A 24,479-nucleotide genomic window follows, 5' to 3' on the forward strand; every position below is an offset into this window, starting at 1 on the left:
GGCTGAGAATAATATAGTTATGCGAGATCAGGATTTGAATGATTAATGAAGCCGATCTATATGTAGAGACAACGAAATTTTGAAGACGGAAGGGAGCGACAAATCCCGGCCCGTCAGGTGGTGGCAGAAAGCATGGAATTTTTCGATTTTGGCACGTTTTTCTTCTTTATCGCGGCAGTTGTGATTTTTCTTCAGCTGAGAAATGTGCTTGGCCGTCGGACTGGGAACGAAAAACCACCTTTTGACCCCTATTCTGCACGAAGTGCGGAAGTGCCGGCCGGCAGTGCTGAAAGCGATAATGTAATTTCGCTTCCCCGCCGCAGCACGGAAAAAGACTTCACTGCCATCGATAAAATTGCTCCTGTGGGAACATCGGTCAATGATGGCTTGCGTGCCATTCTTGCTGCCGATCCGTCATTTGATCCGGACAAATTTATAGAAGGCGCTAAAATCGCTTATGAAATGACAGTGATGTCATTTGCAGATGGTGATCGTAAGGTTTTAAAAAATCTTTTGTCGAAGGATGTTTTTGAAGGCTTCATTGCGGCCATTGACGAGCGTGAAGCGCGCGGAGAAACCCTGCGTTCATCGTTTGTGGGGATCGATAAGGCGGAAATTTCCCATGCCGATATGAAGGGAACTGAAGCCCATATTACAATGAATATTATCAGCCAGATGATCTCGGCAACGCTAGACAAAGACGGCAAAGTGATTGATGGCGATCTGGAGAACGTCATTGAAATCAAGGATCTTTGGACCTTTGCCCGCGATACGCGCAGCCGTGATCCAAATTGGAAATTGGTTGCGACTGAAGCTGAGGAATAATTTCGCATTTCGGGTTGAATAACCCGGGGGTTAAGCGAACAGCCCGGTCTATATGCACCGGGCTTTGAGCAATCGGGCCTGTCCCGAAATCAGAGCCGGATTCGTGCGCGTGGTAAAATTGGCGAAGTTTTTACAGCCATTGGGCTTTTCAAACTGTCCCGGCTGGGAGTTGGACGATCAGTCGCTGGCTTTTCACGCCTTTCGCCGTTCGGCGGATTATACAAAAAACTCTTCTTATAAGTCTGGAAGCCTCGGCATATCGTTTGAAGCTCTCAAGCCAGCCTTTGCCGCAGCGCGTGAAATCGAAAATCCCGATAAATTTCAGGCGCGGGCATTTTTCGAAGATTTTTTCATACCCTGTCTGATCGCCGAGCCAAACCCAAGCGCTGAACCACTTTTAAACACTGGGGGCGAAGCTCAAGCTTTTGTAACCGGCTATTATGAGCCGGTTATAAAAGCTTCTCGCCATGCCGATCATCGTTTCAAAGTGCTATTTCTTTCGCCACCGGACGACCTGGTAAAGATCGCGGATAAGGACAGACCGACAGGGCTGGATCCTTCTTTTCGCTTTGCACGAAAAACCCAAACCGGTCTCAAAGAATATGATGACCGTCGTGCGATTGAGCAGGGAAGCCTCGCCGGTCGTGGTCTGGAATTGGCATTTGTCGAAAACCGGATTGATGCTTTTTTCGCTCATATCCAGGGTGCTGCTCGGCTGGAATTTGCTGACGGCACGACAATGCGCATTACTTATGCTGCAAAAACCGGACATCCTTTCACAGCGATCGGGCGCATTCTTGTGGAGGATGGCGAAATATCAGCGGATGCGGTCACTATGCGAACAATCCGGCAATGGCTGCAAGACAATCCGGAGAGGGCTGACGAATTAATGTGGCGCAACCGCTCTTATATTTTCTTCCGCGAAGCCCCGGTCGATGACCCTAATGCCGGACCAATCGCAGCCGCCAAAGTCCCGCTTACTGCCGGTCGCTCCATGGCTGTTGACAGAAATTTACACAGTTTCGGCACGCCTTTTTTTGTAAATGCACCTCATCTCACCGCATTCGATAATCGGCCATTTTCGCGCCTGATGATCGCTCAAGATACCGGCACCGCCATTGTCGGCCTCGCTCGTGGCGATCTTTTTGCTGGCTCCGGTGATGCAGCTGGTGAGATTGCTGGCGGCATCAAGCATCGGGCGGATTTTTATGCGCTGGTTCCCCGTCAATTGGTGGGAGCATAAAATGGCTACAAAAAAATCCCGGCCCTCCAACTTTCTTCGAGCGGAAGATCGCATCCTGTGGGAAATGGTGGCAAAAACTGCAACGCCGCTTCCCGGTAAACAGCTTCCCCGTTTGGAGGCAGAAATAAAATCCGTTGAACCGGCACCAAAACTTGCCAAGCCTGCAAAACCAACAGCCAAACCTGTTTATCCGCAAGAGAAAAAAACAAAAGCCAGGATTTCCGCTCCGCGTGAAATGCCAATCTATAATTTTGATCGGCCAACCCACAAAAAAATATCCAAAGGCCGGGTTGATATTGAGGCACGCATTGATCTGCATGGTCTGACACAGAGCGAAGCCTATGAATTGCTTTATGGTTTTTTGCTGGGCGCCCATGCGCGCGGTCTTAAACATGTGATGGTGATTACCGGTAAGGGCCGGTCTTTTGGAAGCGCAGGCATATTGCGACAGGCGGTCCCGCATTGGTTTTCTACCCCGATTTTCAGACTTCTGGTCAGCGCCTATGAGGATGCTGCGCGTCATCATGGTGGAGATGGCGCCCTTTATGTGCGTCTGCGTCGTCAAACGCAGGGCGGAGGTTTTTCTAAGTGACGCCATTTGGAAAGAGGCTACGCGAGCTGCGGGCTGAACGAAACATCACCCAGAAGGAAATGGCGGCTGCTCTGCGGGTTTCGCCTGCCTATCTTTCAGCGCTTGAACATGGTCGCCGCGGGCAACCGACCTGGGATTTGTTGCAGCGTATCATCACTTTTTTCAACATTATCTGGGATGAAGCGGAAGAGTTGCAAAATCTCGCAGCTATATCTCATCCACGCGTGACGATTGATACGTCGGGATTATCACCGCAAGCGACCGAGCTTGCCAATTTATTGGCTAGAAATATCCGAATTATTGATCAGGAAACAATCCAGCGTTTGAGCGAAGAGATTGAAGCCGCGCGTAAAAGACGGCGCGGTTTGCGGCCGCTTTCCCCTCCGGCCAGGCCCTAGAAAAGCGCTTTCAGCTCGTCAGCTTTTGAATTGATCAGCCAACCATAATAGTTTTCTTGCGGTAAAAGAAGCGGCTCGCCTGCGGATTTACGGCGAGCATTTTCCCTTGCCAGATTGCGCGCGCGTTGTTCTGCCCCGCCAGTATTATAAAGGGTGGCGGTGATACCGGGATTTTTCGAAATATCGAAATTTGCGATTTGTCGATAGGCGGTGATCGACTGTTTGAGCGTCGCGGCAATATAAGGCAGCGTCAGATCGGGATCCATAATGGTTTTATAAACCGCATTACCATCATTCGCATCAAGCTTTGGCAAGCGCGAAACACGATGGACCATATCTGTCATCATCAGCGCCGTCAGCGGATTGATTTGACCCAGACCAAAGGTTTGTCCGGCATAAAAAGGCTGAAAAAACACAGCGCTGAAACGATTATTCGGATAAGATTTCCCCGCCACCGTCTTGCCACGAAACCTATTGTTCCAGATATTTTCACGACATGTCCACAGCGAGTAGCTATCGTTGAATTTTTGGCAGGAAGCAAATTCTGGGCGCCGGACAAAATCACCAATCCGCTCACCATTATAGCTGAAGATTACGCCCTGTTTTACATAGGACATAGCCTTTACATAATAGGTCTGTAGCCGGTCATAAACATCGACATTATAGGTGTGCTCACCCACAATGGCCCCGACGATATGTATCGGATCAATACCATATGCAGCGGCCGTTGATCTTATCTTCGAGCGCAACCCCGCATCGGCTTTCAGCAAATTATAGATTTTGCGATATTTCGCTTGATAGCTTGTGTTGAGCTGGCTGGTGCGGCGCGCAGATGCACCGGGAACCGCAGGTTGTTCAATATTACGATTGCCTGGAGGCACAGTAACCGCCGCTTGCGCGCTCTGCATGACCAGCAGGGATGTCAGGGCAAGCGCTGCCAGTGATGCAGCGGGTTTCGCTTTTGCGATTTTGTTAAAACAAAAAACCGCAATGCGGTCCCAACAGCTGGTCATTTTCGGAAGTGGTCCTTGACAATCGTCAGCAGAAACTATCCGGGAAATTAAAAAACCCCCTCGAACAAGTCGAGAGGATTTTTTGTTTTTGCAACAATGCTTTGGCAAGCGTGGCTTTATGGCCACTTTTCTTAAAGGATAAAGCGGGAAAGATCCGTATTCTTCGCAAGATCGCCAAGGGTGCTGCGCACATATTCGGCGTCCACGACAAAATTCGTTCCGGATTTATCAGGCGCATTAAAGGAAATATCGTCCAACACCCGTTCCATCACCGTCTGCAAACGCCGTGCACCGATATTTTCGACCGAAGAATTCAGATCAACCGCAATATCAGCGAGAGCGTCAATTGCGTCATCGGTAATTTCAAGCTTCACATCTTCGGTAGCCATCAGCGCAATATATTGCTTGATCAAGCTCACTTCGGTTTCTGTGAGAATCCGCCGGAAATCTTCACGGGTAAGCGCGCTGAGTTCAACACGGATCGGCAAGCGGCCTTGCAATTCGGGCAAGAGATCCGATGGTTTGGACACATGAAACGCGCCAGAAGCAATGAAAAGAATATGGTCAGTTTTCACCGGGCCATATTTTGTTGCAACAGTGGTACCTTCAACCAAGGGCAGCAGATCGCGCTGCACCCCTTCCCGCGATACGCCTGCACCTATTCCACCTTCACGCGCGGCGATTTTGTCGATCTCGTCAAGAAACACAATGCCGTCATTTTCGGTTGAGCGCAGCGCTTCTTGAATGACCTGCTCCTGATCCAGCAGCTTGTCTGACTCGTCATTGATCAAAACTGCATAAGAATCGCGGACGGTAGATTTGCGTTGTTTGGTACGGCCACCCATGGCTTTTCCAAACATTTCACTCAAATTGATCATCCCGATATTCGCACCGGGCATGCCGGGTATTTCAAAACTTTGCCCCGCTCCAGTATCGGCGACTTCAATTTCGATTTCGCGATCATCCAAAAGCCCGTCACGCAGCTTCTTGCGAAAGCTTTCACGTGTGGCAGGGCTAGCCGTCTTACCGACCAGCGCATCAAGCACACGTTCTTCCGCATTAATATGCGCTTTGGCTTTGACCTCTTCACGTTTTTTCTCACGCACAAGCCCGATCGCAGCTTCGACCAGATCACGAATTATCTGCTCAACGTCACGACCGACATAACCAACTTCGGTAAATTTGGTCGCTTCAACTTTGATGAAAGGCGCGCCAGCAAGCTTTGCAAGACGGCGTGAAATTTCGGTCTTACCCACACCGGTGGGCCCGATCATCAAAATATTTTTTGGCATAACCTCTTCGCGCATCTGGCCTTCCAGCTGCTGGCGACGCCACCGATTGCGAAGTGCAATAGCCACGGCGCGCTTAGCGTCGCTCTGGCCAATAATATAGCGATCCAGTTCCGAGACGATTTCCCGAGGTGAAAAATTACTCATAATAATAACCTGTTCTGTGACATTCAGACCCTATGCGCGGGGTGCGCTCAAAGTCTGGAATCATTCGGTATCGAGGCTTTCGACCACTAGATTGTGATTGGTGTAAATGCAGATATCGGCTGCAATCTCCATGGCACGCCGTGCGATTTCTTCTGCATCCTTATCCGTATCCATCAGAGCGCGGGCAGCAGCGAGCGCGTAATTACCACCAGAACCGATCGCCATCACACCATGCTCAGGCTCAAGCACATCACCAGTACCGGTTAGGGCAAGGGTAATTTTATTGTCAGCAACCAGCATCATCGCCTCAAGCCGACGAAGATAGCGATCGGTGCGCCAGTCCTTGGCCAGTTCAACACAGGCGCGCATCAATTGATCGGGATATTGTTCAAGCTTTGCTTCCAGCCGCTCCAGCAATGTGAACGCATCGGCAGTGGCTCCGGCAAATCCAGCAATAACATTGCCTTTGCCGATCTGGCGCACTTTGCGAGCATTGCCTTTTATCACAGTATTGCCAAGCGAGACTTGCCCGTCACCGGCAATCACCACTTTTCCGCCCTTGCGTATTGTGACAATTGTGGTGCCATAAATTGTCGTGGGATTATGTTCGATCATGAATCACTCCTTTGGCGGCCTGTGCGGTCCCTGAAGCTGGCGCTTCATATAAGGCGATCACATAAGCCCCGATTATTGCTGCAAACAACCTCGCCGCCCATTATGGCGACTGATTCAGCCTGCATTTTGACTATTTAAGAACGCGGTGCTGAAATGCAAACATTGAAAAGCATTTGGCAAAAGAGACAAGCTGTTCTAGAACGCCACAGGATTTGGCCACAATATATGGCTCATGGCTCTTTAAGAGGAAATGCTATGACGGCAGAAAACGCCCGCAAGGCGAGCATCGAACGTTCAACCAAGGAAACGAGTATCGCTGTTTCCGTTGATCTGGATGGTAACGGCAAATTCGACATCACCACAGGTGTCGGCTTCTTTGACCATATGCTAGAGCAGCTTTCCCGCCATTCGCTCATTGATATGCGCGTCATGGCCAAGGGCGATCTTCACATCGATGATCACCACACGGTAGAAGATACCGGAATTGCGCTTGGACAGGCTGTTGCCAAAGCTTTGGGCGAGCGCCGCGGTATTGTGCGCTATGCTTCGCTTGATCTTGCCATGGACGACACGCTGACAGCGGCTGCTATTGACGTATCGGGCCGCCCTTTCCTGGTTTGGAATGTCAAATTCTCTGCCGCCAAGATCGGTAATTTTGATACCGAGCTGGTGCGGGAATTTTTCCAGGCTTTTGCAATGAATGCTGGTATTACGCTGCATGTGAACAATCACTATGGTGCCAATAACCACCATATTGCAGAAACGATTTTCAAAGCGGTTGCACGTGTACTGCGCACAGCAATTGAAACCGATTCACGCCAGAAAGATGCGATTCCCTCAACCAAGGGTTCGCTGAAGGGATAATCCATATGGCGCAATTCGTTGTTCTTGAACCCGCCGGGTCAATATATTCTGCCAAAGCAGAAAAAGGCTTGTCGGAAAGAATTGCGCCACAGAACTCCGACGCGCTGCACACCGACGCATTGCACCGGGCAGAAAAAACTGTCTTTATAAAAGATGGATTTTCCGTGCTCGCTTTGATTCTTCCAGTCGTCTGGCTGCTGATCAACCGGTTGTGGTTTGAGGCATTTTGCGTGCTAGCATTGATCATCCTTCTGGGATTTGCTGGCACGCTGCTCGGCAATGCAAATGCGGGGCCCCTGCTCTCCCTGTTGCTTTCGCTTTTTGTTGCCCTGGAAGGCTCCAATTGGAAAATCATGAAGCTAAGACGCAAAGGATATCACGAGAGCGCAACCATTGATGCCCCAAATCTTGATGAAGCGGAGATCCGTTATTTTACGCTTTTTCAGCCGCAGGCAGAACATAAGCCCGCGCCTGATTGGACCTCAGAAACATCCAAACCAAACCTGACGCAAAATGCCACCATAAATCCAACCGCATCGACGATTGGGTTTGTTGGCTATCGCGGAGAAATCTGAGAATGCGTGTCGCTATCATCGATTATGGCTCCGGCAATTTGCGCTCGGCTGTCAAAGCTTTTGAGCGGGCCGCGCGCGACAATTCAATTGCCGCCAATATCGAACTGACCGCCGATGCGCAGCGTATTCTAAGCGCAGATCGTATCGTCTTGCCCGGCGTGGGCGCTTATGCCGATTGCCGCCGCGGGCTTGATGCTGTTCCCGGCATGGTGGAAGCGCTCGAAGAAGTTGTTCTGAAAAAGGCCCGCCCTTTTCTGGGCATATGCGTCGGCATGCAGCTCATGTCAGAGCGTGGTCTGGAAAAGCAAACCACCCAGGGTCTTGGCTGGATTGCTGGCGATGTGCGCGAAATGAGACCTTCCGATCCTGCTCTGAAAGTCCCGCAAATTGGCTGGAACAGGATTCACGTGAAACACCCACATCCGGTTTTCGACGGTATCCCAACCGGCGATAACGGTTTACATGCCTATTTTGTCCACTCCTATATGTTCGATGCGAGCAACGCCGGCGATGTGCTTGCTGTGACCGATTATGGCGGCATTGTTACTGCTGCCATTGGTAGGGACAATATGGTGGGCACCCAATTCCATCCTGAAAAGAGCCAGACCCTTGGCCTTTCACTCCTTGCCAATTTCCTGAAATGGAAGCCTTAAAACGATGATTCTTTTTCCCGCCATTGATTTAAAAGACGGTGAATGCGTGCGCCTTAAGCTTGGCGACATGGATCAAGCGACCGTTTACAATACAGACCCCGCCGCACAGGCAAAAGCCTTTGAAGATCAGGGGTTTGAGTGGCTGCATGTGGTCGATCTGAACGGTGCCTTTGCTGGTGAAAGCGTCAATGGCGCAGCTGTTGAGGCAATTTTGAAAGCGACCAAAAATCCAGTTCAGCTTGGTGGCGGTATTCGTACCCTCGCCCATATTGAAAACTGGCTTTCCAAGGGGTTGCGTCGTGTGATCCTCGGCACTGTTGCTGTGCGTGATCCTGCATTGGTGATTGAAGCTTGTAAGGCATTTCCCGGACAGATCGCCGTCGGCATCGACGCCAAGGGCGGCAAAGTTGCGGTTGAAGGCTGGGCTGAAGCGTCCGAATTGGGAGTGATTGAGCTTGCCAAAAAGTTTGAAGGCGCAGGCGTGGCTGCAATCATCTATACCGATATTGATCGCGATGGCATTCTGACCGGCATCAACTGGGATTCCACATTGGCGCTTGCCGACAGCGTGTCCATTCCGGTGATTGCATCGGGCGGGCTCGCGTCGATGGAAGATATTAAACGCCTTGCTGCACCCGATACACGCAAACTGGAAGGCGCGATTTCTGGCCGTGCGCTTTATGATGGTCGCATTGATCCGGCGGAAGCCTTGGCCCTTTTGCGAGCTTCGGCATGAACAAGACAGGCGAACAAAACGGCGCGGCGGAGAAAGACATGCTGACAGCGAGAATAATTCCATGCCTGGACGTTAAAGATGGTCGGGTTGTCAAAGGCGTAAATTTTGTTGATTTGATTGATGCTGGCGATCCGGTGGAAGCAGCGCGCGCCTATGATGCCGCAGGCGCGGATGAATTATGCTTTCTTGACATCACCGCATCATCCGAAAATCGCGAAACGATTTTTGATGTGATCGCCCGCACCGCCGAACATTGCTTTATGCCATTGACCGTTGGCGGCGGCGTTCGTGCAGTGGCAGATATTCGCAAATTATTGCTAGCGGGCGCTGACAAGGTTTCGATCAATACCGCGGCTGTGAAGAACCCGGAATTCGTAGCGGAAGCCGCCGATAAATTTGGCAATCAATGCATTGTCGTTGCAATTGATGCGACAAAAGTTTCGGCAGAAGGCGAAGCGGATCGCTGGGAAATTTTCACCCATGGCGGACGTGAGAAAACAGGCATTGATGCCATCGAATTTGCGCAAAAAATTGTAGATCTTGGTGCAGGTGAAATCTTGCTCACTTCCATGGATCGCGATGGCACCAAAGCTGGCTATGATGTGGCGCTGACCCGTGCGGTTGCTGATAATGTGCGCGTGCCGGTGATTGCATCGGGCGGCGTGGGCAATCTTGACCATTTGGTTGAGGGCATTCGCGATGGCCATGCATCAGCGGTGTTGGCGGCTTCCATTTTCCATTTTGGAACCTACACAATTGATGAAGCCAAACGCTATATGGCCAAAGCAGGCATCCCTGTACGTCTTGATCCAATCGGCTGAGAATTTGCGTAACGATGCGTAAAACAAACCGATAGAACAAAGGAAAACCGATGAGCCAATTCACGCTTACGGACCTTGAACGCATCGTCGCTGAACGCGCCAATGTGTCTGATGGGACCTCCTATACAGCCAGCCTTGTTGCCAAAGGACAAGCCAAGGCTTCACAAAAGCTTGGCGAAGAAGCAGTTGAGACTATTATCGCTGCCATGTCGGAAGACCGCGCTGGCGTGATTTCTGAAAGCGCTGATCTGCTTTATCACTTGCTCGTAGTGTGGAAAATTGCCGGGGTGCCGCTGTCTGAAGTTCTGGAAGAATTGCAGCGCCGCACAGCACAAACCGGGCTTGAAGAAAAAGCTGGCCGGCCTAACGGTTAGGCAAAAGCGGGACCGCTCTCATGTGGGAAAATGTCGATCAGCTAACGCCTTCGCGTTATTCACCCTATCGCTTCTTCACGGCGCAGGAGTGGTCAGGCTTTCGCGCCGACACGCCTTTGACGCTGACGAGCGATGAAGTCAAACGTCTGCGTTCACTTAATGACCCGATTGATCTTGATGAAGTGCGCAGGATCTATCTATCACTTTCCCGACTCTTGTCGGCGCATGTGGAAGCAAGCCAGTTGCTTTTTGAGCAGCGCAAGCAATTCCTCAATATGGAAGATCGGTTCAAAACGCCGTTTATCATCGGCATTGCCGGATCGGTCGCGGTGGGAAAATCGACCACCGCGCGCGTGCTCAAAGAGCTTTTGAAACGCTGGCCTTCCAGCCCAAAGGTCGATCTCGTAACGACGGACGGTTTTCTTTATCCCAATACAGTTCTGCGCGAGCAGAACATGATGGAACGCAAAGGTTTTCCGGAAAGCTATGATGTGGGCGCGGTCTTGCGCTTTCTCTCTGCCATTAAAGCAGGGGTGAGAAGCGTGCGCGCGCCTGTCTATTCCCACCTCACCTATGATGTTATTCCCGACGAATATCAGGTCGTAGACAAGCCTGACATTCTGATTTTTGAAGGGATTAACGTGCTTCAGGTTCGCGATCTGCCTGAAGACGGCAAAATGGTGCCCTTCGTATCCGACTTCTTTGATTTCTCAATTTATATCGATGCCGATCCGGATCTGATCCATAATTGGTATATTGAGCGTTTCATGCGGTTGCGCGAAACAGCTTTCCGCGACCCGGATTCCTTTTTCCACCGCTACTCCCAGCTTTCAGAAGACGCTGCCAGAGCAATAGGTGAAAATCTATGGGCAAATATTAACTTGCGTAATCTGCATGAAAATATCTTGCCAACGCGTCCCCGCGCCGATCTTATTTTGCGTAAGGGTAGCAACCATCTGGTTGAAGAAGTCGCATTGCGAAAAATCTAATGCCGGACCGACAGAGTGAGCCGGCATTGGATTTAAACAGCTGACCTAAACAGACTTATTCTTCAAGCGGTGGAATGCGCAGAACTTGTCCCGGATAAATTTTATCCGGATGGGTAAGCATTGGCTTGTTGGCTTCAAAAATAAGGTTGTTCTTTGCGCCTTTGCCTTTGCCATATTGGGCTTCGGCAATTTTCCAAAGATTATCGCCCTTTTTAACTGTATAGAAAACAGGGTCACTGCCAGTCTTATCGCCTTCGACTTTCAATTCAGAAGCTTCCACTTTGGAAACGCCAAGCGAATTACCGACTGCAATAATTGCTTTTTCAAAGGCTGACTGATCTTTAACATTGCCCTTGAGGATCGCCTTATCGCCATCAACGGCCACTTCGACGCCATCGGTGCCTAGATGGTGTGAATCGAGCTCTTTCTTAAGATCCTCAGCTTTCGGCTCATCATCACCGAAACCCAGCTTGGTACCGACCGACTTTACGAAATCGAAAATTCCCATTGGCGCTTCTCCCTATTGCAGGACCATCGCTAAATGGCTTTAACGTGGAACCGATGCGCGCACCGAATATCAGCGGTTAAGGCAGCGATGATAATGAACGATAGTTCCGAAACCGAGTTCAGTCAAACGAGACCTTGCCCCGGCCCTTCTTGATTTCAGATCGCCCTGCTTTGGCTTTCAGCCGCCGTTCGATCGATCCCCTAGTTGGTCGGGTTTTCTTGCGCGGAGGCGGCGGCGGTTCAGCCGCTTTAGATATCAGCTCAATGAGCCGCTGGCGTGCATCTTCACGATTACGTTCTTGGGTGCGAAAGCGATTGGCCTCAAGCAATATATCGCCTTCTTTTGTCGCCCTTTGTCCCGCAAGCTTAAACAGGCGTGAAAGCACATCTTCGGGAAGGCCAGAACGTGCCGCATGAAAGCGCAATTGAACGGCGGTGGAAACCTTATTAACATTTTGTCCGCCCGGTCCAGACGAGCGGACAAAGCTTTCCTCCAGATCATCCTCTCGAATGAACAAGCGCCTGCTGATACGGATAATGTTGCGGCTCTCTTCCATGCGAGAACACATATACAATTTCCGCGCCCGCTACAAACTTAACCCGGAAAAAAACCCGGCCTTTCGACCGGGCTTTCCCTCCTCCTCAGGAAATGAAGTTGGGCTATTCGGCAGCCATATGGATGATCGGCGCGGCTTGTCTTACCTCTTGATCGACATGGCTTTCGAATTTTTCAAAATTGCTCACAAACATATCGACCAGCTTTTTAGCCTGCGCGTCATAAGCGGCTTTGTCTGCCCAAGTTGAGCGCGGATCCAAAATGGCGCTGTCGACACCCGGCACATTCACCGGAACGGCAAAGCCGAAATTCGGATCGGTGCGGAATTCTGCATCGTTAAGTGACCCATCCAAAGCTGCCGCAAGAAGCGCACGCGTAGCCTTGATTGGCATGCGGGAGCCAATGCCATAGGCACCACCCGTCCAGCCAGTATTCACCAGCCAACAATCAACCTTATGCTCAGCGATCAGTTTGCGCAGCAAATTGCCATATTCAGACGGATGTCGCGGCATAAAGGGTGCACCAAAACAGGTCGAGAAAGTTGCTTCCGGTTCGGTGACGCCCTTTTCAGTACCAGCAACCTTGGCGGTATAGCCCGACAGGAAGTGATACATGGCCTGCGCTGGTGTGAGCCGTGCAATGGGAGGCATTACCCCAAAAGCATCCGCGGTTAGCATAATGATATTTTTCGGCTGTCCGCCCTTGCCCGTTTTGGACGCATTGGGAATGTAATCAAGCGGATACGCGCAACGTGTATTCTCGGTCAGCGAACCATCATTAAAGTCGGGCTGACGATTTTCATCAAGCACCACATTTTCCAACACAGTGCCAAACCGCTGTGTGGTCGAATAGATTTCTGGCTCGGCTTCTGCCGAAAGACGAATGGTCTTAGCATAGCAGCCGCCTTCAAAATTGAAGATGCCGTCTTCGCCCCAACCATGTTCATCATCGCCGATCAGCGTACGTTTAGGGTCGGCAGAAAGTGTCGTTTTACCCGTACCTGACAGGCCAAAGAATACGGCTGTATCGCCGTTTGGTCCTTCATTGGCCGAGCAGTGCATTGGCATGACGCCCTTGGCAGGCAAAATATAATTAAGCGCGGTGAACACGGATTTTTTCATTTCACCGGCATAGGATGTGCCGCCAATCAGCACGAGTTTGCGGGTCAGATCGACCGCAATCACTGTCTCGGAGCGAATACCATAACGCGCAGGATCGGCGCTAAAGGACGGCAGATCAATAATGGTCAGTTCTGGCACATATTCGGCAAGAGCGGCTGTTTCCGGGCGAATCAGCAGATTGCGAATAAACAGCGAATGCCAGGCAAATTCTGTAATGATACGAGCATTGATCTTATTGGCTTCATCCGCGCCACCGATCAGGTCCTGAACAAAAACTTCTTTTCCTTTGGCATGTTCGATGAAATCAGCATGCAGAAGATCAAACGCTTCCACGCTCATGGGCTTATTATTGTCCCACCAAATATGGTTTTCCGTATTTGCGTCACGAACAACGAATTTATCTTTGGGCGAGCGGCCCGTATGCTGGCCCGTACGCGCCACGAGCGCACCCTGCGCACTCAATTCAGCTTCGCCCCGACGAATGGTTTCTTCATAAAGCCGGGCTGGTCCGAAATTATAATAGACTGCGGCGAGATCCTTAAGTCCTGAAGTCGTAATGGAAGCGGCAATATTGTGGATGCCGAACTCTTTCATGGGTCTCTCCGCCATCTGTTTTTAATGTTTCCTCCCGCCCCTTTCGCAAGGCCGGTGGCAAGTGAGAACCAGATTAATTAAACTAAATCAAATGTTTAATCGATTTAAAAAAGTTTGAAAAAATTTTAAATCGTTTAATATGCAAAATAAAGCGGATGTTTTCTTGGACGCTGCTAAATTTCGGTACGTTAACCTCGTTAGATGAATCACAGAGCGTAGAAGAGAAGTTTTGCGCGTTGCCACATTTTGTACCTAATTTGTACTGCAAAAAGCGAATGCCTATTTATACTATAGGACGCGAACAGACGTTCGGTGGATTTCGCCGATAGGTGATTAAAAAGGAGAGAATGCGCATGAAGGAAGCTTCAGCAACGCAAACAATTGCGCTGGTCGATGATGACCGCAATATTCTTACGTCTGTCTCAATCGCATTGGAATCAGAAGGCTATAGAGTAGAGACCTATACAGATGGCGCATCTGCGCTTGATGGCCTCACCGCTCGCCCACCCAATTTAGCAATTTTTGATATTAAAATGCCACGTATGGATGGCATGGAGTTGCTGCGTCGGCTTCGCCAAAAATCTGATTTGCCGGTGATTTTCCTCACTTCCAAAGATGATGAGATCGATGAGCTGTTTGGTCTTAAAATGGGCGCCGATGATTTCATCACCAAGCCCTTCTCCCAACGCTTGCTTGTCGAACGCGTCAAGGCGGTTCTGCGCCGTGTTGCTGCGCGTGATGGCACAGCCAAGCCCTCGGGCCAGCAGGCCAAATCACTGGAGCGGGGCCAGTTGGTCATGGATCAGGAGCGCCATACCTGTACCTGGAAAGGCGAACCCGTAACACTGACTGTTACCGAATTTCTGATTCTCCACTCATTGGCTCAACGTCCTGGTGTTGTGAAAAGCCGTGACGCTTTGATGGATGCGGCCTATGATGAACAAGTCTATGTAGATGACCGTACGATTGACAGCCACATCAAGCGTCTTCGCAAGAAGTTCAAAGCCGTTGACGAAAGCTTTGAGATGATCGAAACGCTTTATGGTGTGGGCTATCGCTTCCGCGAATCTTAAATTTTCGCGCTTTGGGTCCGCACTGATGAGACATTTGATACGAATGGCAATGCCCCTTTGGGGCTTTAGGGGTAAAACCTAGCACATGGTCGCAGAGACCAGAAAAGAAGGCCTGTCTGGCACCAGAGAACGCAGGGCGCGGCGGCAACGCTCGCTTTTCATGCGGCGCATCATTGCGCCCGTGAGTCGCGTTGTGGGGCAATATTTCTTTTCGAGCCTGACCCGCCGTATCCTATTTCTTAATCTCGCTGCCCTTGCGGTGCTGGTTTCCGGCATTCTCTATATGAATCAGTTTCGAGCGGGTTTGATTGAGGCCAAGATTGAAAGTCTGCTCACCCAAGGCAAGATCATCGCGGCGGCAATTTCTGCCTCCGCTACAGTCGACACCAATTCCTTGATGATCGATCCTGAAAAACTGCTGGAATTGCAGGCAGGCCAGAGCATTACCCCCTCCCCTGATTCACCGGATAATTGGGAATTCCCGATCAATCCTGAAAAAGTGTCGCCCCTATTGCGGCAGTTGATTTCGCCCACCAGCACGCGTGCGCGCATTTATGATCATTATGCCAATCTCCTGCTTGATTCACGCGCATTATATGCGCCAGCTTTCGCGTCGGGCGGTCCGGTCTTTCGCTATGATCTTCCTCCGATGGAAGATGAAACGCCCGGCTTGTGGGAGCGTTTTGTTGATTGGTTATTCTCACTGATGAACCGAGGCGGGCTACCGCTTTATCAAGAACAGCCCGGCGGCAGCGGACTTGCTTATCAAGAAATCGTGCGTGCCCTAAGCGGTTCACCTCAGACTGCACAGCGCCGCAATCAACAAGGCGAATTGGTGGTTTCCGTTGCCGTACCCATCCAGCGCTCGCGGGCGATTTTGGGTGTCTTGCTGCTTTCCACCGAAGGCGACGACATTGATAAGATCGTGCAAGGCGAGCGTATGGCAATCTTCCGCGTTTTTGCGGTTGTGGCCGCTGTCATGGTCATCCTCTCGCTCTTTCTTGCCTCGACCATTGCCAATCCCTTGCGCAAGCTGGCGGCTGCTGCTGACCGGGTGCGACTAGCCGGTGTTAAGAGCCGCGTCGAAATTCCCGATTTTTCTGAACGTCAGGATGAGGTTGGGCATTTATCGACTTCGATCCGCGATATGACCAACGCGCTTTACACGCGAATTGAAGCCATTGAGAGCTTTGCTGCGGATGTGAGCCACGAGCTGAAAAATCCCCTCACCTCGCTGCGCAGCGCAGTTGAAACCCTGCCGCTTGCAAAATCAGACGAGTCCCGCAATCGCTTATTGGATGTCATCCAGCATGATGTGCGTCGGCTTGATCGGCTGATTACCGATATTTCCGACGCCTCGCGATTGGATGCAGAACTGGCCCGGGAACAGACGGACACGGTCAATCTCCAGACCCTTCTCAAAAGTCTTGTCGCCGCAGCGCGTGAAGTGCGGCGCAATAAGGTTGGAACCGAAATCATCTTCAAAACCGGCAAGCTGCCGACAGGCAAAAAGGGTTTCTTTGTTGCAGGTCACGATCTGCGACTGGGGCAAGTGATCAGTAATTTGATTGAAAACGCACGATCATTTGTTCCCGATGATACTGGTTGCATCACCATAACATTGGCCGGTGAAGGAAACCGCATTCGTATTCTGGTCGAGGATAATGGACCGGGTATTCCGATTGAGAATATTGAACGCATCTTTGAGCGCTTTTATACGGACCGTCCGTCAACAGAAGCTTTTGGACAGAATTCGGGACTTGGACTTTCCATCAGCCGGCAGATCGTCGAAGCGCATGGCGGAACGCTTTCTGCCGAAAATATTATCGACTCAAATGACCCCGAGAAAGTGAAAGGTGCGCGCTTCATTGTCGATTTACCAGCCAGTGCGTAATGAAGCGGTGCGACTAGCCAGTCTCAAAAGGCAAGCACATAAGCAATTCGAAGGGGCGGGGCGAATAGTTGGGGCGAAAAGGCCGAGCGAATAGGTGGGGCGAAAATGACGCCAGAAATCGAAAAAAGCGGTCTCCATGCCACAACCATTGCGCTGCGCGAGCGTGGTGTCATGATTATGGGAGAATCTGGCACCGGCAAATCAGAACTGGCACTAACATTGATTGAGCGGGCCGCTCTTCAAGGCAAAAAAGCAGCGCTCGTGGCTGATGATCGGACTTTGTTGAAGCTCGAAGGTTCTCAGCTGATTGCGCGTGCTCCCGCAAATTTAGCCGGTGGCGTCGAAATTCGTGGTGCGGGTCTGTTTAGCGTCGAATATGTTGCTCAGATTGCGCTTGATCTTGTGGTTACACTTGTAGAAAAAGCGCAAGCTGAACGCTATCCTTCTGGGCAGACATGGCGTTTTGAAAATATTGCTATACCGCAGCTATTTTTGCCTAGCCTCTTATCAAATGGTGATTCTAACGCGCTTTCACGTGCAATTGAGGCATTTTTATTCTATCCGCCATGGCCAACCGGGTCGACAAAGCCGGATGAGGTTAGAAATTTGCCCAACAACAGAAAAACCATGCTTTAATATGCGGCATTTTGCTTTTTTGAAGACAATGGGAGAATTTTTAACTTGCCATCAGCAAATGCCCTGCCAAGATGCACAACTCATCAGCGTGAAGCTGGTGAGTTTGAGTGCCATCTGCTTCAAGCAAGATGAAGTGGCGGGCACGTGACAGGAGCTTTTGAAGTATGATCGGACTCGTGCTTGTTACGCACGGAAGGCTGGCCGAAGAGTTTCTTCGTGCAGTTGAGCATGTGGTTGGCCCTCAGGATAAATTCGAGACCGTTTGTATCGGAGCAGATGACGATATGGAGCAGCGGCGGCATGATATTGTCGACGCTGTGGCGCGTGCCGAAAGCGGCCGAGGTGTAATCGTTCTCACCGACATGTTTGGCGGAACACCGTCAAATCTTGCGATCTCGGTGATGAAAGAGAATGAAATTGAGGTCATAGCCGGCGTTAATTTGCCGATGCTAATAAAAATTTCCAGCGTTCGGATAAACAGTGATATAAAATCCGCATTACGCGAAGCGCAGGAAGCTGGCCGCAAATATATCAATGTTGCCAGTCAAGTGCTGGCAGGGCAATAACATATGCATTCCAGCATTCCTCAAACCGGCACTAAGCCGGATAATGCAATAACCCGCTCTTTTGAAATCGTTAACAAACGCGGTTTACATGCGCGCGCATCAGCAAAATTTGTCCAGCTTGTCGAGGGGTTTAAAGCTCAGGTTCAAGTGAGCAAAGACGGGATGACCGTCGGCGGAACTTCCATTATGGGGTTAATGATGTTGGCGGCCTCACCCGGCAGCTTCATCGATGTACAGGCCACAGGAGAAGACGCCGAAGCTGTCCTTGCTGCCCTCGAAGCACTAATAGCTGACAAATTCGGCGAAGAAGGCTAACGGCCTCTCGTTAATATGAACGTATAAACATTTCTTTATGTTGCATTGTGCTGATCCCGTCGATCTGATATTCAGAGCGCAAGAGAGAAAGCCCATTCCTGCATATTATTTTCGGGCTTCATATAAATGATTGGAGCTTAGCATGAGCGCAAACCAAGATTATATCATCAAAGATATCAGTCTGGCCGATTGGGGCCGCAAGGAATTAGATATTGCGGAAACCGAAATGCCCGGTCTGATGGCTGCGCGCGAAGAATTCGGCAAGGACAAGGTGCTCAAGGGCGCACGTATTTCCGGTTCGCTGCACATGACGATCCAGACCGGTGTGTTGATCGAAACGCTCAAAGAGCTTGGCGCGGACGTGCGCTGGGCCTCTTGCAATATTTTTTCGACCCAAGACCATGCGGCTGCGGCAATCGCTGCAACCGGCACCCCGGTATTTGCCGTCAAGGGCGAAACGCTTGAAGAATATTGGAGCTATACCGACAAGATTTTCCAATGGCCGGATGGCGAGCCATCCAACATGATTTTGGACGATGGCGGCGACGCCACCATGTATATTCTGATCGGTGCACGCGCTGAAGCAGGCGAAGACGTGCTTTCAAATCCCAGATCTGAAGAAGAGCAGGTCCTCTTCGCACAGATCAAGAAGCGCATGGCGGAAACGCCGGGCTTTTTCACCCGTCAGCGCGATGCTATCAAGGGCGTGACCGAAGAAACGACTACTGGTGTTAATCGTCTCTATCAGTTGCAAAAAAACGGCCTACTGCCCTTCCCCGCCATCAACGTTAATGACAGTGTCACCAAGTCGAAATTCGACAATAAATATGGCTGTAAGGAATCGCTCGTCGATGGCATCCGCCGCGGCACCGATGTGATGATGGCTGGTAAAGTCGCAGTCGTTTGCGGGTATGGCGATGTGGGCAAAGGCTCAGCACAATCGCTGGCCGGAGCGGGCGCGCGCGTCAAGGTCACAGAAGTGGACCCAATCTGCGCATTGCAGGCCGCCATGGATGGTTTTGAAGTGGTGACGCTCGATGATGCAGCATCGACCGCCGATATTGTGATCACAACCACCGGCAATAAGGATGTCATCACAATCGAGCACATGCGCAAGATGAAAGACATGTGCATTGTCGGCAATATCGGGCATTTCGATAATGAAATTCAGGTCGCAGCCCTGCGCAATCTGAAATGGACCAATGTGAAGCCACAGGTCGATCTGGTTGAATTTCCTGATGGCAAGCGCCTCATCCTTCTCTCTGAAGGGCGGCTGCTTAATCTGGGTAACGCAACCGGGCATCCAAGCTTTGTTATGTCTGCCTCATTCACCAATCAGGTGCTGGCGCAGATCGAGCTCTATACCCGTAGCGAAAATTACAAGAATGAAGTCTATGTATTGCCCAAACATCTTGATGAGAAGGTCGCTCGCCTGCATCTCGATAAATTAGGCGCAAAACTGACAGTGCTTTCCGAAGAGCAGGCAGCCTATATTGGTGTCACTCCACAGGGTCCCTTCAAGCCGGAACACTACAGATATTAACCATAGGTTAAGCATTCCACTACATGTTGAGGTCGAGTGGTTGACATGCCACCCGACCTTTATTTTTGCGCAGGAGACGCTTCACGTGGAATCTCTTGAAGGGTATTGTGAAGGCGAATCAAAAGCATTCTTGGCTGTGGTATGAAGCAATTCTGCTCAGTAGAATGCGGGAAACAAGGTGTTTTGACGGGTGCTTGCGTTGGCGTCTTTTGCAGCTTGCAGAAGACGAATGGCTTATTCATCCTCAGCGCTAGGATCGTTTCGTGTCATTGTGGCGATGGACGAAATGAGACCGACAGGTTTTGGAATTGAACTTCTCTTCTGAAAAAGGAGGAAGTCGGGCGGCGGAGAAAAGGGAAACATGCCAGAGGTGGGCTTAAAAGAGCATGATTCCGAAAAGCGGGAACGGATTTTGGAAACGGAATCCTTCTTGCAACCCAAACCATTGCAAATTCGGCCGAAACGAAATTTTCAAGCCATTTGGCAAAAGCTTTCTGGTAGAAACACGCAAACCACAAAGCGCTTTGTTCGATTGATGCTGGGTTCTGCCGCATCTGTCGCAGCGCTCCTTTCGTCCCAAAAAGCTTTCGCTCAAGCATCCGCAGATTCGGCGCGAATTTCTCTTCCATTTGGCGGCAGTGTTGGCGCTTTTGAAGTTATTCAGTTTTCAATTTTTGTGGGAGCTATGGGCGCAGCATTGCTTTCAGCGGGCTGGCTCATCCGTGAACGGTCAAAAATCTCGCATGAAAACAGCGAGTTGCGAGCGCGTCTCTCAAAACTTGGCATTTCCGCGCAACGCAATGAAGCGCTGCTTAATCTCAAGGATCAACGCATTGTCGTCTGGGACGCCCATGGCGAACGTGCAGAGCTTATCGGGCAATTGCCTTTTGACAGTGGCGCGCCTCAGGATCGCTCGCATTTCCTCGCATTTGGCCGCTGGTTGCGCCCTCATTCCGTGACCGAACTTGAGCGCGCCATTAAAGCGCTGCGCGAGCAGGGGCATGGTTTTGAGATGAGTGTCGAGACTGTCCATGGCGTATATCTGGATGTTCAGGGCCATACATCTGGCGGTTTTGCGATTACGCGGTTTTATTCTCTGGAGGGTGTTCGCGCCGAACGAGCTGCCTTGCAGGCGCAGAATCGTGAACTATCGCAGAAGCTGGCGCTTTTGCGCCATCTGCTTGATCGTCTTGGCCAACCCGCATGGGTTCGCGACCGGGATGGCCGGATTGATTGGGTCAACACTGCCTATGCCCGCGCAGTGGATGCGGTGGACAGCACACAGGCGGTGATGGAAGGCCGTGAGCTTTTTGGTGCGCAGGCTCGCCAGCGGCTTGAGCGCGACAGAAATGTCGAAGCCGATCTTAAGGAAAAGCTCACCACCGTGGTTCGTGGTGACCGTCGGGTCTTTGAAGTGACCGATGTGAGTGCCGAAGCCGGTTCTGCTGGGCTTGGCTTTGATCTGAGCGAGATTGAGCAGGTTCGCGAAGAATTAAGCCGCACGCTTAGAAACCACGCCGAGACCTTGGACCAGCTTTCAACCGCGGTGGCAATTTTCGATCCGGAGATGAAGCTGCAATATTTCAATCCGGCATTTGTATCGCTCTGGTCGCTTGATGAAGCCTGGCTTGAAACAAGACCAAGCAATACGCTGTTTCTCGATCGTTTGCGCTCTGAGGGCAAGCTCCCCGAACAGCCGGAATGGCGCAAGTGGAAAGATTCCATGCTGTCCGTTTACCGCGCGGTCGAGCCGCAGGAGCATATGTGGCATCTACCGGATACTCGCATTATCCGTTCGGTTGCCAACCCGCATCCGCAGGGCGGCGTGACATGGTTCTTCGAGAATATGACCGAGAAATACGAGCTCGAAGGCCGCTACAATACGCTGATTAAAGTGCAGGGTGAAACACTCGACCATCTGGTCGAAGCCGTGGCTGTGTTTGGTTCTGATGGCAAGCTACGTCTTTCCAATCCATCCTTTGCCGATCTCTGGTCGCTGCCCGCACTGATGGTGATTGAAGGTACGCATATTTCTTCGATCGCTAAACTTTGCCGCCAGCGCGGCGGGGACGGGCTTTGGGATGATTTTGTCTCGGCGGTCACCGGGTTCCTTGATGAGCGCAATGGCCAAATGGGGCAGGTCGAACTGAAAGACGGTATTATTCTGTCCTATGCCGTGGTGCCGCTGCCCAAGGGGCAGACCATGCTCACCTTCATCGACGTGACCGACACGGTCCGTCTGGAGCGTGCGCTCAAAGATAAGAACGAAGCTCTTTCATTGGCTGATCAGATCAAGAACGACTTTGTTCAGCATGTCTCTTATGAGCTGCGCTCGCCATTGACCAATATTATTGGCTTCACTGAGCTGCTGCAAACTCCGACCTTCGGAACGCTCAACGAGCGCCAGCTTGAATATCTTGACCATATTGGCACGTCTTCCACGGTGCTTCTGGCCATTGTTAACGATATTTTGGATCTGGCAACGGTGGATGCAGGCATTATGCAGCTCGACATCGAAGATGTTGCCATTGCCGATGAAATTGATGCGGCTGCCAAGCGGGTCAAAGAACGGCTGCAAGAGCATGATCTATCGCTAAATGTAAATCTTGCCGAGAATATAGAGACCTTCAAAGCCGATCCGGCACGCGTGCGTCAGGTGCTATTCAACCTTCTTTCCAATGCCGCCAATTATGCACCCGAAGGGTCGAGCATTACGCTTCAAGTCGAGCGGGACGACACCGAAGTGGTCATTTCCGTGCATGATGACGGCCCGGGAATGCCAAGTGATGTCTTGGACACGGTATTTAAGCGCTTTCAAGCCTATCCAAATGGTGGCCGTAAGCGCGGCGTCGGACTTGGCCTTTCAATCGTAAAGAGCTTTGTCGAATTGCATGGCGGCAAGGTTGAAATTGAAACAAGCCCGGATACTGGCACAAGCATAATTTGCCGTTTTCCGGCGGAAGCGCGCAGCTTCCGTGCCGCAGCCGAATAGGATAGAGGGTGCTTATGAGCGCCTCAGAAACATCATTTGAACTTTTCCTGCCCGATGAAAACGCCACCCAACGTTTCGGGGAGGATTTTGCCCTTGCTTTGCAAAAGGGCGATCTGGTCACCCTGTCGGGGGATTTAGGTGCGGGCAAATCATCACTTGCTCGCTCCATCATTCGCGCTATTGCCGATGATGAAGCCCTCGAAGTGCCAAGCCCGACATTCACGCTGGTACAAACCTATGAGCAGCTACGCTTAGCCGTGGCTCATGCCGATCTTTATCGAATTTCGCACGGCGAAGAACTCGACGAATTGGGCCTGACTGAATTTCTTGAAGAGGGTGTGGTTCTTGTTGAATGGCCGGAACAGGCGGAAGGTCTTTTGCCTGAGCCCGCTTTTGCCGTCATCCTGACCCATGAAGGGGCAGGTCGGCATATCCGGATTGAGGGCTCCCAGCAATCAATCGCAAGGCTTGAGCGCTCAATCGCAATTCGCAAATTTCTGGATGCAAATGACCGAGAAGGTGCGGTGCGCCGCTATCTCGAAGGCGATGCAAGCCCGCGAAAATATGAGACAATAGCAACTGCGCAGGGCGTTGAAATTCTGATGAATGCACCTGCTTTGCCCTATGATCCACCATTGAAGAATGGCAAGTCCTATCGCCAAATCGCCCATATAGCGGAAAACATCAGAGCTTTCATTGCGATTGGAACTCTGCTTGAAAGCCGGGGTTTCCGCGTTCCGAAAATGCGGGCATGGGACATGGATATGGGCTTTCTTGTGCTCGAAGATTTCGGCACAGAAGGCGTGCGCGCTGCCTCGGGTGAGCCGATTGCGGAGCGCTATGAAGCGGCAGCCCGCTTTCTTGCACATTTACATGGTCAGAGCTGGCCGGATTGGGTGCCGGTCGAAGGTTTTGACGATCATCTGATTGCCGCCTTTGATCGCGATGCCATGCTGATGGAAGTCGATTTGGTCGGCGAATGGTATGCGCCGCGCATGATGGGCCGGGCGCTCAATGACGCAGAACAGGAAGCCTATCACGCAGCCTGGAATAAGGTGTTTGACGCTATTGCTGATGCTGAAACCAGCCTGCTTTTGCGCGATTATCATTCACCCAATTTGTTCTGGTTTCCGGAAAGTGACGGCAAAGATAAGATCGGCACTATCGATTTTCAGGACGCTATGATTGGCCCGGCAGCCTATGATGTGGCATCGCTTGCGCTGGATGCACGGGTGCGGATTGCGCCAGAACTTGAGGCCATAACCCTTGCCGCCTATTGCTCAGAACGGCGTAAGCTTGGACATGAATTTGATGAGCAGGACTTCCTTCGAGCCTATGCAGTGATGGGAGCGCAGCGCAATACCAAACTTTTGGGCTTGTTCATCCGGCTTGATGAGCGTGACGGCAAACCAAAATATCTTAAACTCCTGCCGCATATTCATGAATATCTTGGTCGTGTGCTGAAACATCCCGTCATGGCCCCACTGGCAGAGTGGTTTGCGCAGCTTGGCTTGATGCAGGATCAAGCAGAAAGAGATAAACAGTGAT

General features: G+C 51.1%; 25 protein-coding genes. 19 read left to right on the forward strand and 6 right to left on the reverse strand.

Translation table 11 applies throughout. The features are described from left to right. The first annotated feature begins 132 nt into the window (after positions 1-132). The 4 genes from C7374_RS00780 (at position 133) to C7374_RS00795 (ending at position 3,058) form a co-directional block, all read left to right on the forward strand. Positions 133-825: a Tim44/TimA family putative adaptor protein gene (locus C7374_RS00780; protein WP_111573709.1), complete on the forward strand. Its 693-nt coding sequence runs from the start codon at positions 133-135 to the stop codon at positions 823-825. A gap of 109 nt (positions 826-934) precedes the next feature. Continuing rightward, positions 935-2,068 carry a murein transglycosylase A gene (gene mltA / locus C7374_RS00785; RefSeq protein WP_245412563.1) on the forward strand — a complete coding sequence of 378 codons (1,134 nt, stop codon included), beginning with the start codon at positions 935-937 and terminating at the stop codon, positions 2,066-2,068. A gap of 1 nt (position 2,069) precedes the next feature. Continuing rightward, positions 2,070-2,660, forward strand: coding sequence for a Smr/MutS family protein (locus tag C7374_RS00790; protein WP_111573711.1), 591 nt, complete (start codon positions 2,070-2,072; stop codon positions 2,658-2,660). Further along, on the forward strand, positions 2,657-3,058 hold the full coding sequence (locus tag C7374_RS00795; RefSeq protein WP_111573712.1) for a helix-turn-helix domain-containing protein: 402 nt from the start codon (positions 2,657-2,659) through the stop codon (positions 3,056-3,058). Before C7374_RS00790 ends, C7374_RS00795 begins: the two co-directional genes overlap by 4 nt. Here the strand turns inward: C7374_RS00795 and C7374_RS00800 are convergent. The 3 genes from C7374_RS00800 to hslV form a co-directional block, all read right to left on the reverse strand. Further along, positions 3,055-4,071, reverse strand: coding sequence for a DUF1402 family protein (locus C7374_RS00800; RefSeq protein WP_111573713.1), 1,017 nt, complete (start codon positions 4,069-4,071; stop codon positions 3,055-3,057). The two genes, C7374_RS00795 and C7374_RS00800, sit on opposite strands and share 4 nt — an antisense overlap. A gap of 131 nt (positions 4,072-4,202) precedes the next feature. Further along, entirely contained in the window at positions 4,203-5,507 is a 1,305-nt protein-coding gene (hslU, locus tag C7374_RS00805) for an ATP-dependent protease ATPase subunit HslU (RefSeq protein ID WP_111573714.1), read from the reverse strand. A gap of 60 nt (positions 5,508-5,567) precedes the next feature. Beyond that, complete coding sequence (gene hslV, locus C7374_RS00810; protein ID WP_111573715.1) at positions 5,568-6,122, reverse strand: ATP-dependent protease subunit HslV; 555 nt, start codon at positions 6,120-6,122, stop codon at positions 5,568-5,570. A gap of 255 nt (positions 6,123-6,377) precedes the next feature. On the opposite strand from hslV, the gene hisB reads away from it, so the two are divergent. Genes hisB through coaA form a run of 7 tightly spaced genes read left to right on the forward strand, consistent with a single transcriptional unit; the run spans position 6,378 to position 11,134 of the window. Further along, on the forward strand, positions 6,378-6,986 hold the full coding sequence (hisB, locus tag C7374_RS00815; RefSeq protein WP_111573716.1) for an imidazoleglycerol-phosphate dehydratase HisB: 609 nt from the start codon (positions 6,378-6,380) through the stop codon (positions 6,984-6,986). A gap of 5 nt (positions 6,987-6,991) precedes the next feature. Further along, entirely contained in the window at positions 6,992-7,561 is a 570-nt protein-coding gene (locus tag C7374_RS00820; RefSeq protein WP_111573717.1) for a DUF2628 domain-containing protein, read from the forward strand. Between the two features lie 2 nt (positions 7,562-7,563). Further along, the gene (gene hisH, locus C7374_RS00825) at positions 7,564-8,214 is read left to right on the forward strand and encodes an imidazole glycerol phosphate synthase subunit HisH (protein ID WP_111573718.1); all 651 of its coding nucleotides are present in this window, start codon (positions 7,564-7,566) and stop codon (positions 8,212-8,214) included. Between the two features lie 4 nt (positions 8,215-8,218). Further along, a complete protein-coding gene (gene hisA / locus C7374_RS00830; protein ID WP_111573719.1) occupies positions 8,219-8,950 on the forward strand; it encodes a 1-(5-phosphoribosyl)-5-[(5-phosphoribosylamino)methylideneamino]imidazole-4-carboxamide isomerase in 732 nt (243 codons plus the stop codon). Positions 8,951-8,988: 38 nt separating this feature from the next. Next, positions 8,989-9,771, forward strand: coding sequence for an imidazole glycerol phosphate synthase subunit HisF (gene hisF, locus C7374_RS00835; protein ID WP_111574228.1), 783 nt, complete (start codon positions 8,989-8,991; stop codon positions 9,769-9,771). Between the two features lie 50 nt (positions 9,772-9,821). Continuing rightward, a complete protein-coding gene (locus tag C7374_RS00840; protein ID WP_111573720.1) occupies positions 9,822-10,145 on the forward strand; it encodes a phosphoribosyl-ATP diphosphatase in 324 nt (107 codons plus the stop codon). A 20-nt stretch (positions 10,146-10,165) separates the two neighbouring features. Next, complete coding sequence (gene coaA / locus C7374_RS00845; RefSeq protein WP_111573721.1) at positions 10,166-11,134, forward strand: type I pantothenate kinase; 969 nt, start codon at positions 10,166-10,168, stop codon at positions 11,132-11,134. Between the two features lie 55 nt (positions 11,135-11,189). On the opposite strand, the gene lysM is transcribed toward coaA, so the two are convergent. From lysM to C7374_RS00860, 3 genes are all read right to left on the reverse strand, one after another. Beyond that, positions 11,190-11,642 carry a peptidoglycan-binding protein LysM gene (gene lysM, locus C7374_RS00850; RefSeq protein ID WP_111573722.1) on the reverse strand — a complete coding sequence of 151 codons (453 nt, stop codon included), beginning with the start codon at positions 11,640-11,642 and terminating at the stop codon, positions 11,190-11,192. 118 nt (positions 11,643-11,760) lie between these two features. Beyond that, positions 11,761-12,210: an alternative ribosome rescue aminoacyl-tRNA hydrolase ArfB gene (gene arfB / locus C7374_RS00855; RefSeq protein ID WP_210205055.1), complete on the reverse strand. Its 450-nt coding sequence runs from the start codon at positions 12,208-12,210 to the stop codon at positions 11,761-11,763. 91 nt (positions 12,211-12,301) lie between these two features. Then, the gene (locus C7374_RS00860) at positions 12,302-13,912 is read right to left on the reverse strand and encodes a phosphoenolpyruvate carboxykinase (RefSeq protein WP_111573724.1); all 1,611 of its coding nucleotides are present in this window, start codon (positions 13,910-13,912) and stop codon (positions 12,302-12,304) included. A gap of 353 nt (positions 13,913-14,265) precedes the next feature. On the opposite strand from C7374_RS00860, the gene C7374_RS00865 reads away from it, so the two are divergent. From C7374_RS00865 to tsaE, 8 genes are all read left to right on the forward strand, one after another. Then, positions 14,266-14,985 carry a response regulator transcription factor gene (locus C7374_RS00865; protein WP_111573725.1) on the forward strand — a complete coding sequence of 240 codons (720 nt, stop codon included), beginning with the start codon at positions 14,266-14,268 and terminating at the stop codon, positions 14,983-14,985. 85 nt (positions 14,986-15,070) lie between these two features. Then, positions 15,071-16,879, forward strand: coding sequence for a stimulus-sensing domain-containing protein (locus tag C7374_RS00870; protein ID WP_111573726.1), 1,809 nt, complete (start codon positions 15,071-15,073; stop codon positions 16,877-16,879). A 105-nt stretch (positions 16,880-16,984) separates the two neighbouring features. Next, entirely contained in the window at positions 16,985-17,515 is a 531-nt protein-coding gene (locus tag C7374_RS00875; protein WP_111573727.1) for an HPr kinase/phosphorylase, read from the forward strand. A gap of 164 nt (positions 17,516-17,679) precedes the next feature. Continuing rightward, positions 17,680-18,081 carry a PTS sugar transporter subunit IIA gene (locus C7374_RS00880; protein WP_111573728.1) on the forward strand — a complete coding sequence of 134 codons (402 nt, stop codon included), beginning with the start codon at positions 17,680-17,682 and terminating at the stop codon, positions 18,079-18,081. A 3-nt stretch (positions 18,082-18,084) separates the two neighbouring features. Beyond that, entirely contained in the window at positions 18,085-18,396 is a 312-nt protein-coding gene (locus tag C7374_RS00885; RefSeq protein WP_111573729.1) for an HPr family phosphocarrier protein, read from the forward strand. Between the two features lie 142 nt (positions 18,397-18,538). Next, on the forward strand, positions 18,539-19,939 hold the full coding sequence (gene ahcY, locus C7374_RS00890; protein ID WP_111573730.1) for an adenosylhomocysteinase: 1,401 nt from the start codon (positions 18,539-18,541) through the stop codon (positions 19,937-19,939). 535 nt (positions 19,940-20,474) lie between these two features. Then, positions 20,475-22,931, forward strand: coding sequence for a PAS domain-containing sensor histidine kinase (locus C7374_RS00895; protein ID WP_245412564.1), 2,457 nt, complete (start codon positions 20,475-20,477; stop codon positions 22,929-22,931). Between the two features lie 14 nt (positions 22,932-22,945). Then, a complete protein-coding gene (gene tsaE, locus C7374_RS00900; protein WP_111573732.1) occupies positions 22,946-24,478 on the forward strand; it encodes a tRNA (adenosine(37)-N6)-threonylcarbamoyltransferase complex ATPase subunit type 1 TsaE in 1,533 nt (510 codons plus the stop codon). Position 24,479: the final 1 nt, after the last annotated feature.

The sequence above is a fragment of the Falsochrobactrum ovis genome (assembly GCF_003259955.1).
In the GTDB taxonomy this organism is placed as follows: domain Bacteria; phylum Pseudomonadota; class Alphaproteobacteria; order Rhizobiales; family Rhizobiaceae; genus Brucella; species Brucella ovis_A.

What these genes read in the sequence shown, in the direction of transcription:
- tsaE (WP_111573732.1), top strand. Translation starts at nt 22,946, where the DNA reads ATGAGCGCCTCAGAAACATCATTTGAACTTTTCCTGCCCGATGAAAAC.
- hisF (WP_111574228.1), top strand. Translation starts at nt 8,989, where the DNA reads ATGCTGACAGCGAGAATAATTCCATGCCTGGACGTTAAAGATGGTCGG.
- arfB (WP_210205055.1), bottom strand. Translation starts at nt 12,210, where the DNA reads ATGTGTTCTCGCATGGAAGAGAGCCGCAACATTATCCGTATCAGCAGG.
- C7374_RS00780 (WP_111573709.1), top strand. Translation starts at nt 133, where the DNA reads ATGGAATTTTTCGATTTTGGCACGTTTTTCTTCTTTATCGCGGCAGTT.
- lysM (WP_111573722.1), bottom strand. Translation starts at nt 11,642, where the DNA reads ATGGGAATTTTCGATTTCGTAAAGTCGGTCGGTACCAAGCTGGGTTTC.
- hisA (WP_111573719.1), top strand. Translation starts at nt 8,219, where the DNA reads ATGATTCTTTTTCCCGCCATTGATTTAAAAGACGGTGAATGCGTGCGC.
- coaA (WP_111573721.1), top strand. Translation starts at nt 10,166, where the DNA reads ATGTGGGAAAATGTCGATCAGCTAACGCCTTCGCGTTATTCACCCTAT.
- hslU (WP_111573714.1), bottom strand. Translation starts at nt 5,507, where the DNA reads ATGAGTAATTTTTCACCTCGGGAAATCGTCTCGGAACTGGATCGCTAT.
- C7374_RS00790 (WP_111573711.1), top strand. Translation starts at nt 2,070, where the DNA reads ATGGCTACAAAAAAATCCCGGCCCTCCAACTTTCTTCGAGCGGAAGAT.
- C7374_RS00880 (WP_111573728.1), top strand. Translation starts at nt 17,680, where the DNA reads ATGATCGGACTCGTGCTTGTTACGCACGGAAGGCTGGCCGAAGAGTTT.
- C7374_RS00895 (WP_245412564.1), top strand. Translation starts at nt 20,475, where the DNA reads ATGCTGGGTTCTGCCGCATCTGTCGCAGCGCTCCTTTCGTCCCAAAAA.
- C7374_RS00800 (WP_111573713.1), bottom strand. Translation starts at nt 4,071, where the DNA reads ATGACCAGCTGTTGGGACCGCATTGCGGTTTTTTGTTTTAACAAAATC.
- hslV (WP_111573715.1), bottom strand. Translation starts at nt 6,122, where the DNA reads ATGATCGAACATAATCCCACGACAATTTATGGCACCACAATTGTCACA.
- C7374_RS00870 (WP_111573726.1), top strand. Translation starts at nt 15,071, where the DNA reads ATGGTCGCAGAGACCAGAAAAGAAGGCCTGTCTGGCACCAGAGAACGC.
- C7374_RS00840 (WP_111573720.1), top strand. Translation starts at nt 9,822, where the DNA reads ATGAGCCAATTCACGCTTACGGACCTTGAACGCATCGTCGCTGAACGC.
- hisB (WP_111573716.1), top strand. Translation starts at nt 6,378, where the DNA reads ATGACGGCAGAAAACGCCCGCAAGGCGAGCATCGAACGTTCAACCAAG.
- hisH (WP_111573718.1), top strand. Translation starts at nt 7,564, where the DNA reads ATGCGTGTCGCTATCATCGATTATGGCTCCGGCAATTTGCGCTCGGCT.
- C7374_RS00885 (WP_111573729.1), top strand. Translation starts at nt 18,085, where the DNA reads ATGCATTCCAGCATTCCTCAAACCGGCACTAAGCCGGATAATGCAATA.
- C7374_RS00860 (WP_111573724.1), bottom strand. Translation starts at nt 13,912, where the DNA reads ATGAAAGAGTTCGGCATCCACAATATTGCCGCTTCCATTACGACTTCA.
- ahcY (WP_111573730.1), top strand. Translation starts at nt 18,539, where the DNA reads ATGAGCGCAAACCAAGATTATATCATCAAAGATATCAGTCTGGCCGAT.
- C7374_RS00875 (WP_111573727.1), top strand. Translation starts at nt 16,985, where the DNA reads ATGACGCCAGAAATCGAAAAAAGCGGTCTCCATGCCACAACCATTGCG.
- C7374_RS00865 (WP_111573725.1), top strand. Translation starts at nt 14,266, where the DNA reads ATGAAGGAAGCTTCAGCAACGCAAACAATTGCGCTGGTCGATGATGAC.
- C7374_RS00820 (WP_111573717.1), top strand. Translation starts at nt 6,992, where the DNA reads ATGGCGCAATTCGTTGTTCTTGAACCCGCCGGGTCAATATATTCTGCC.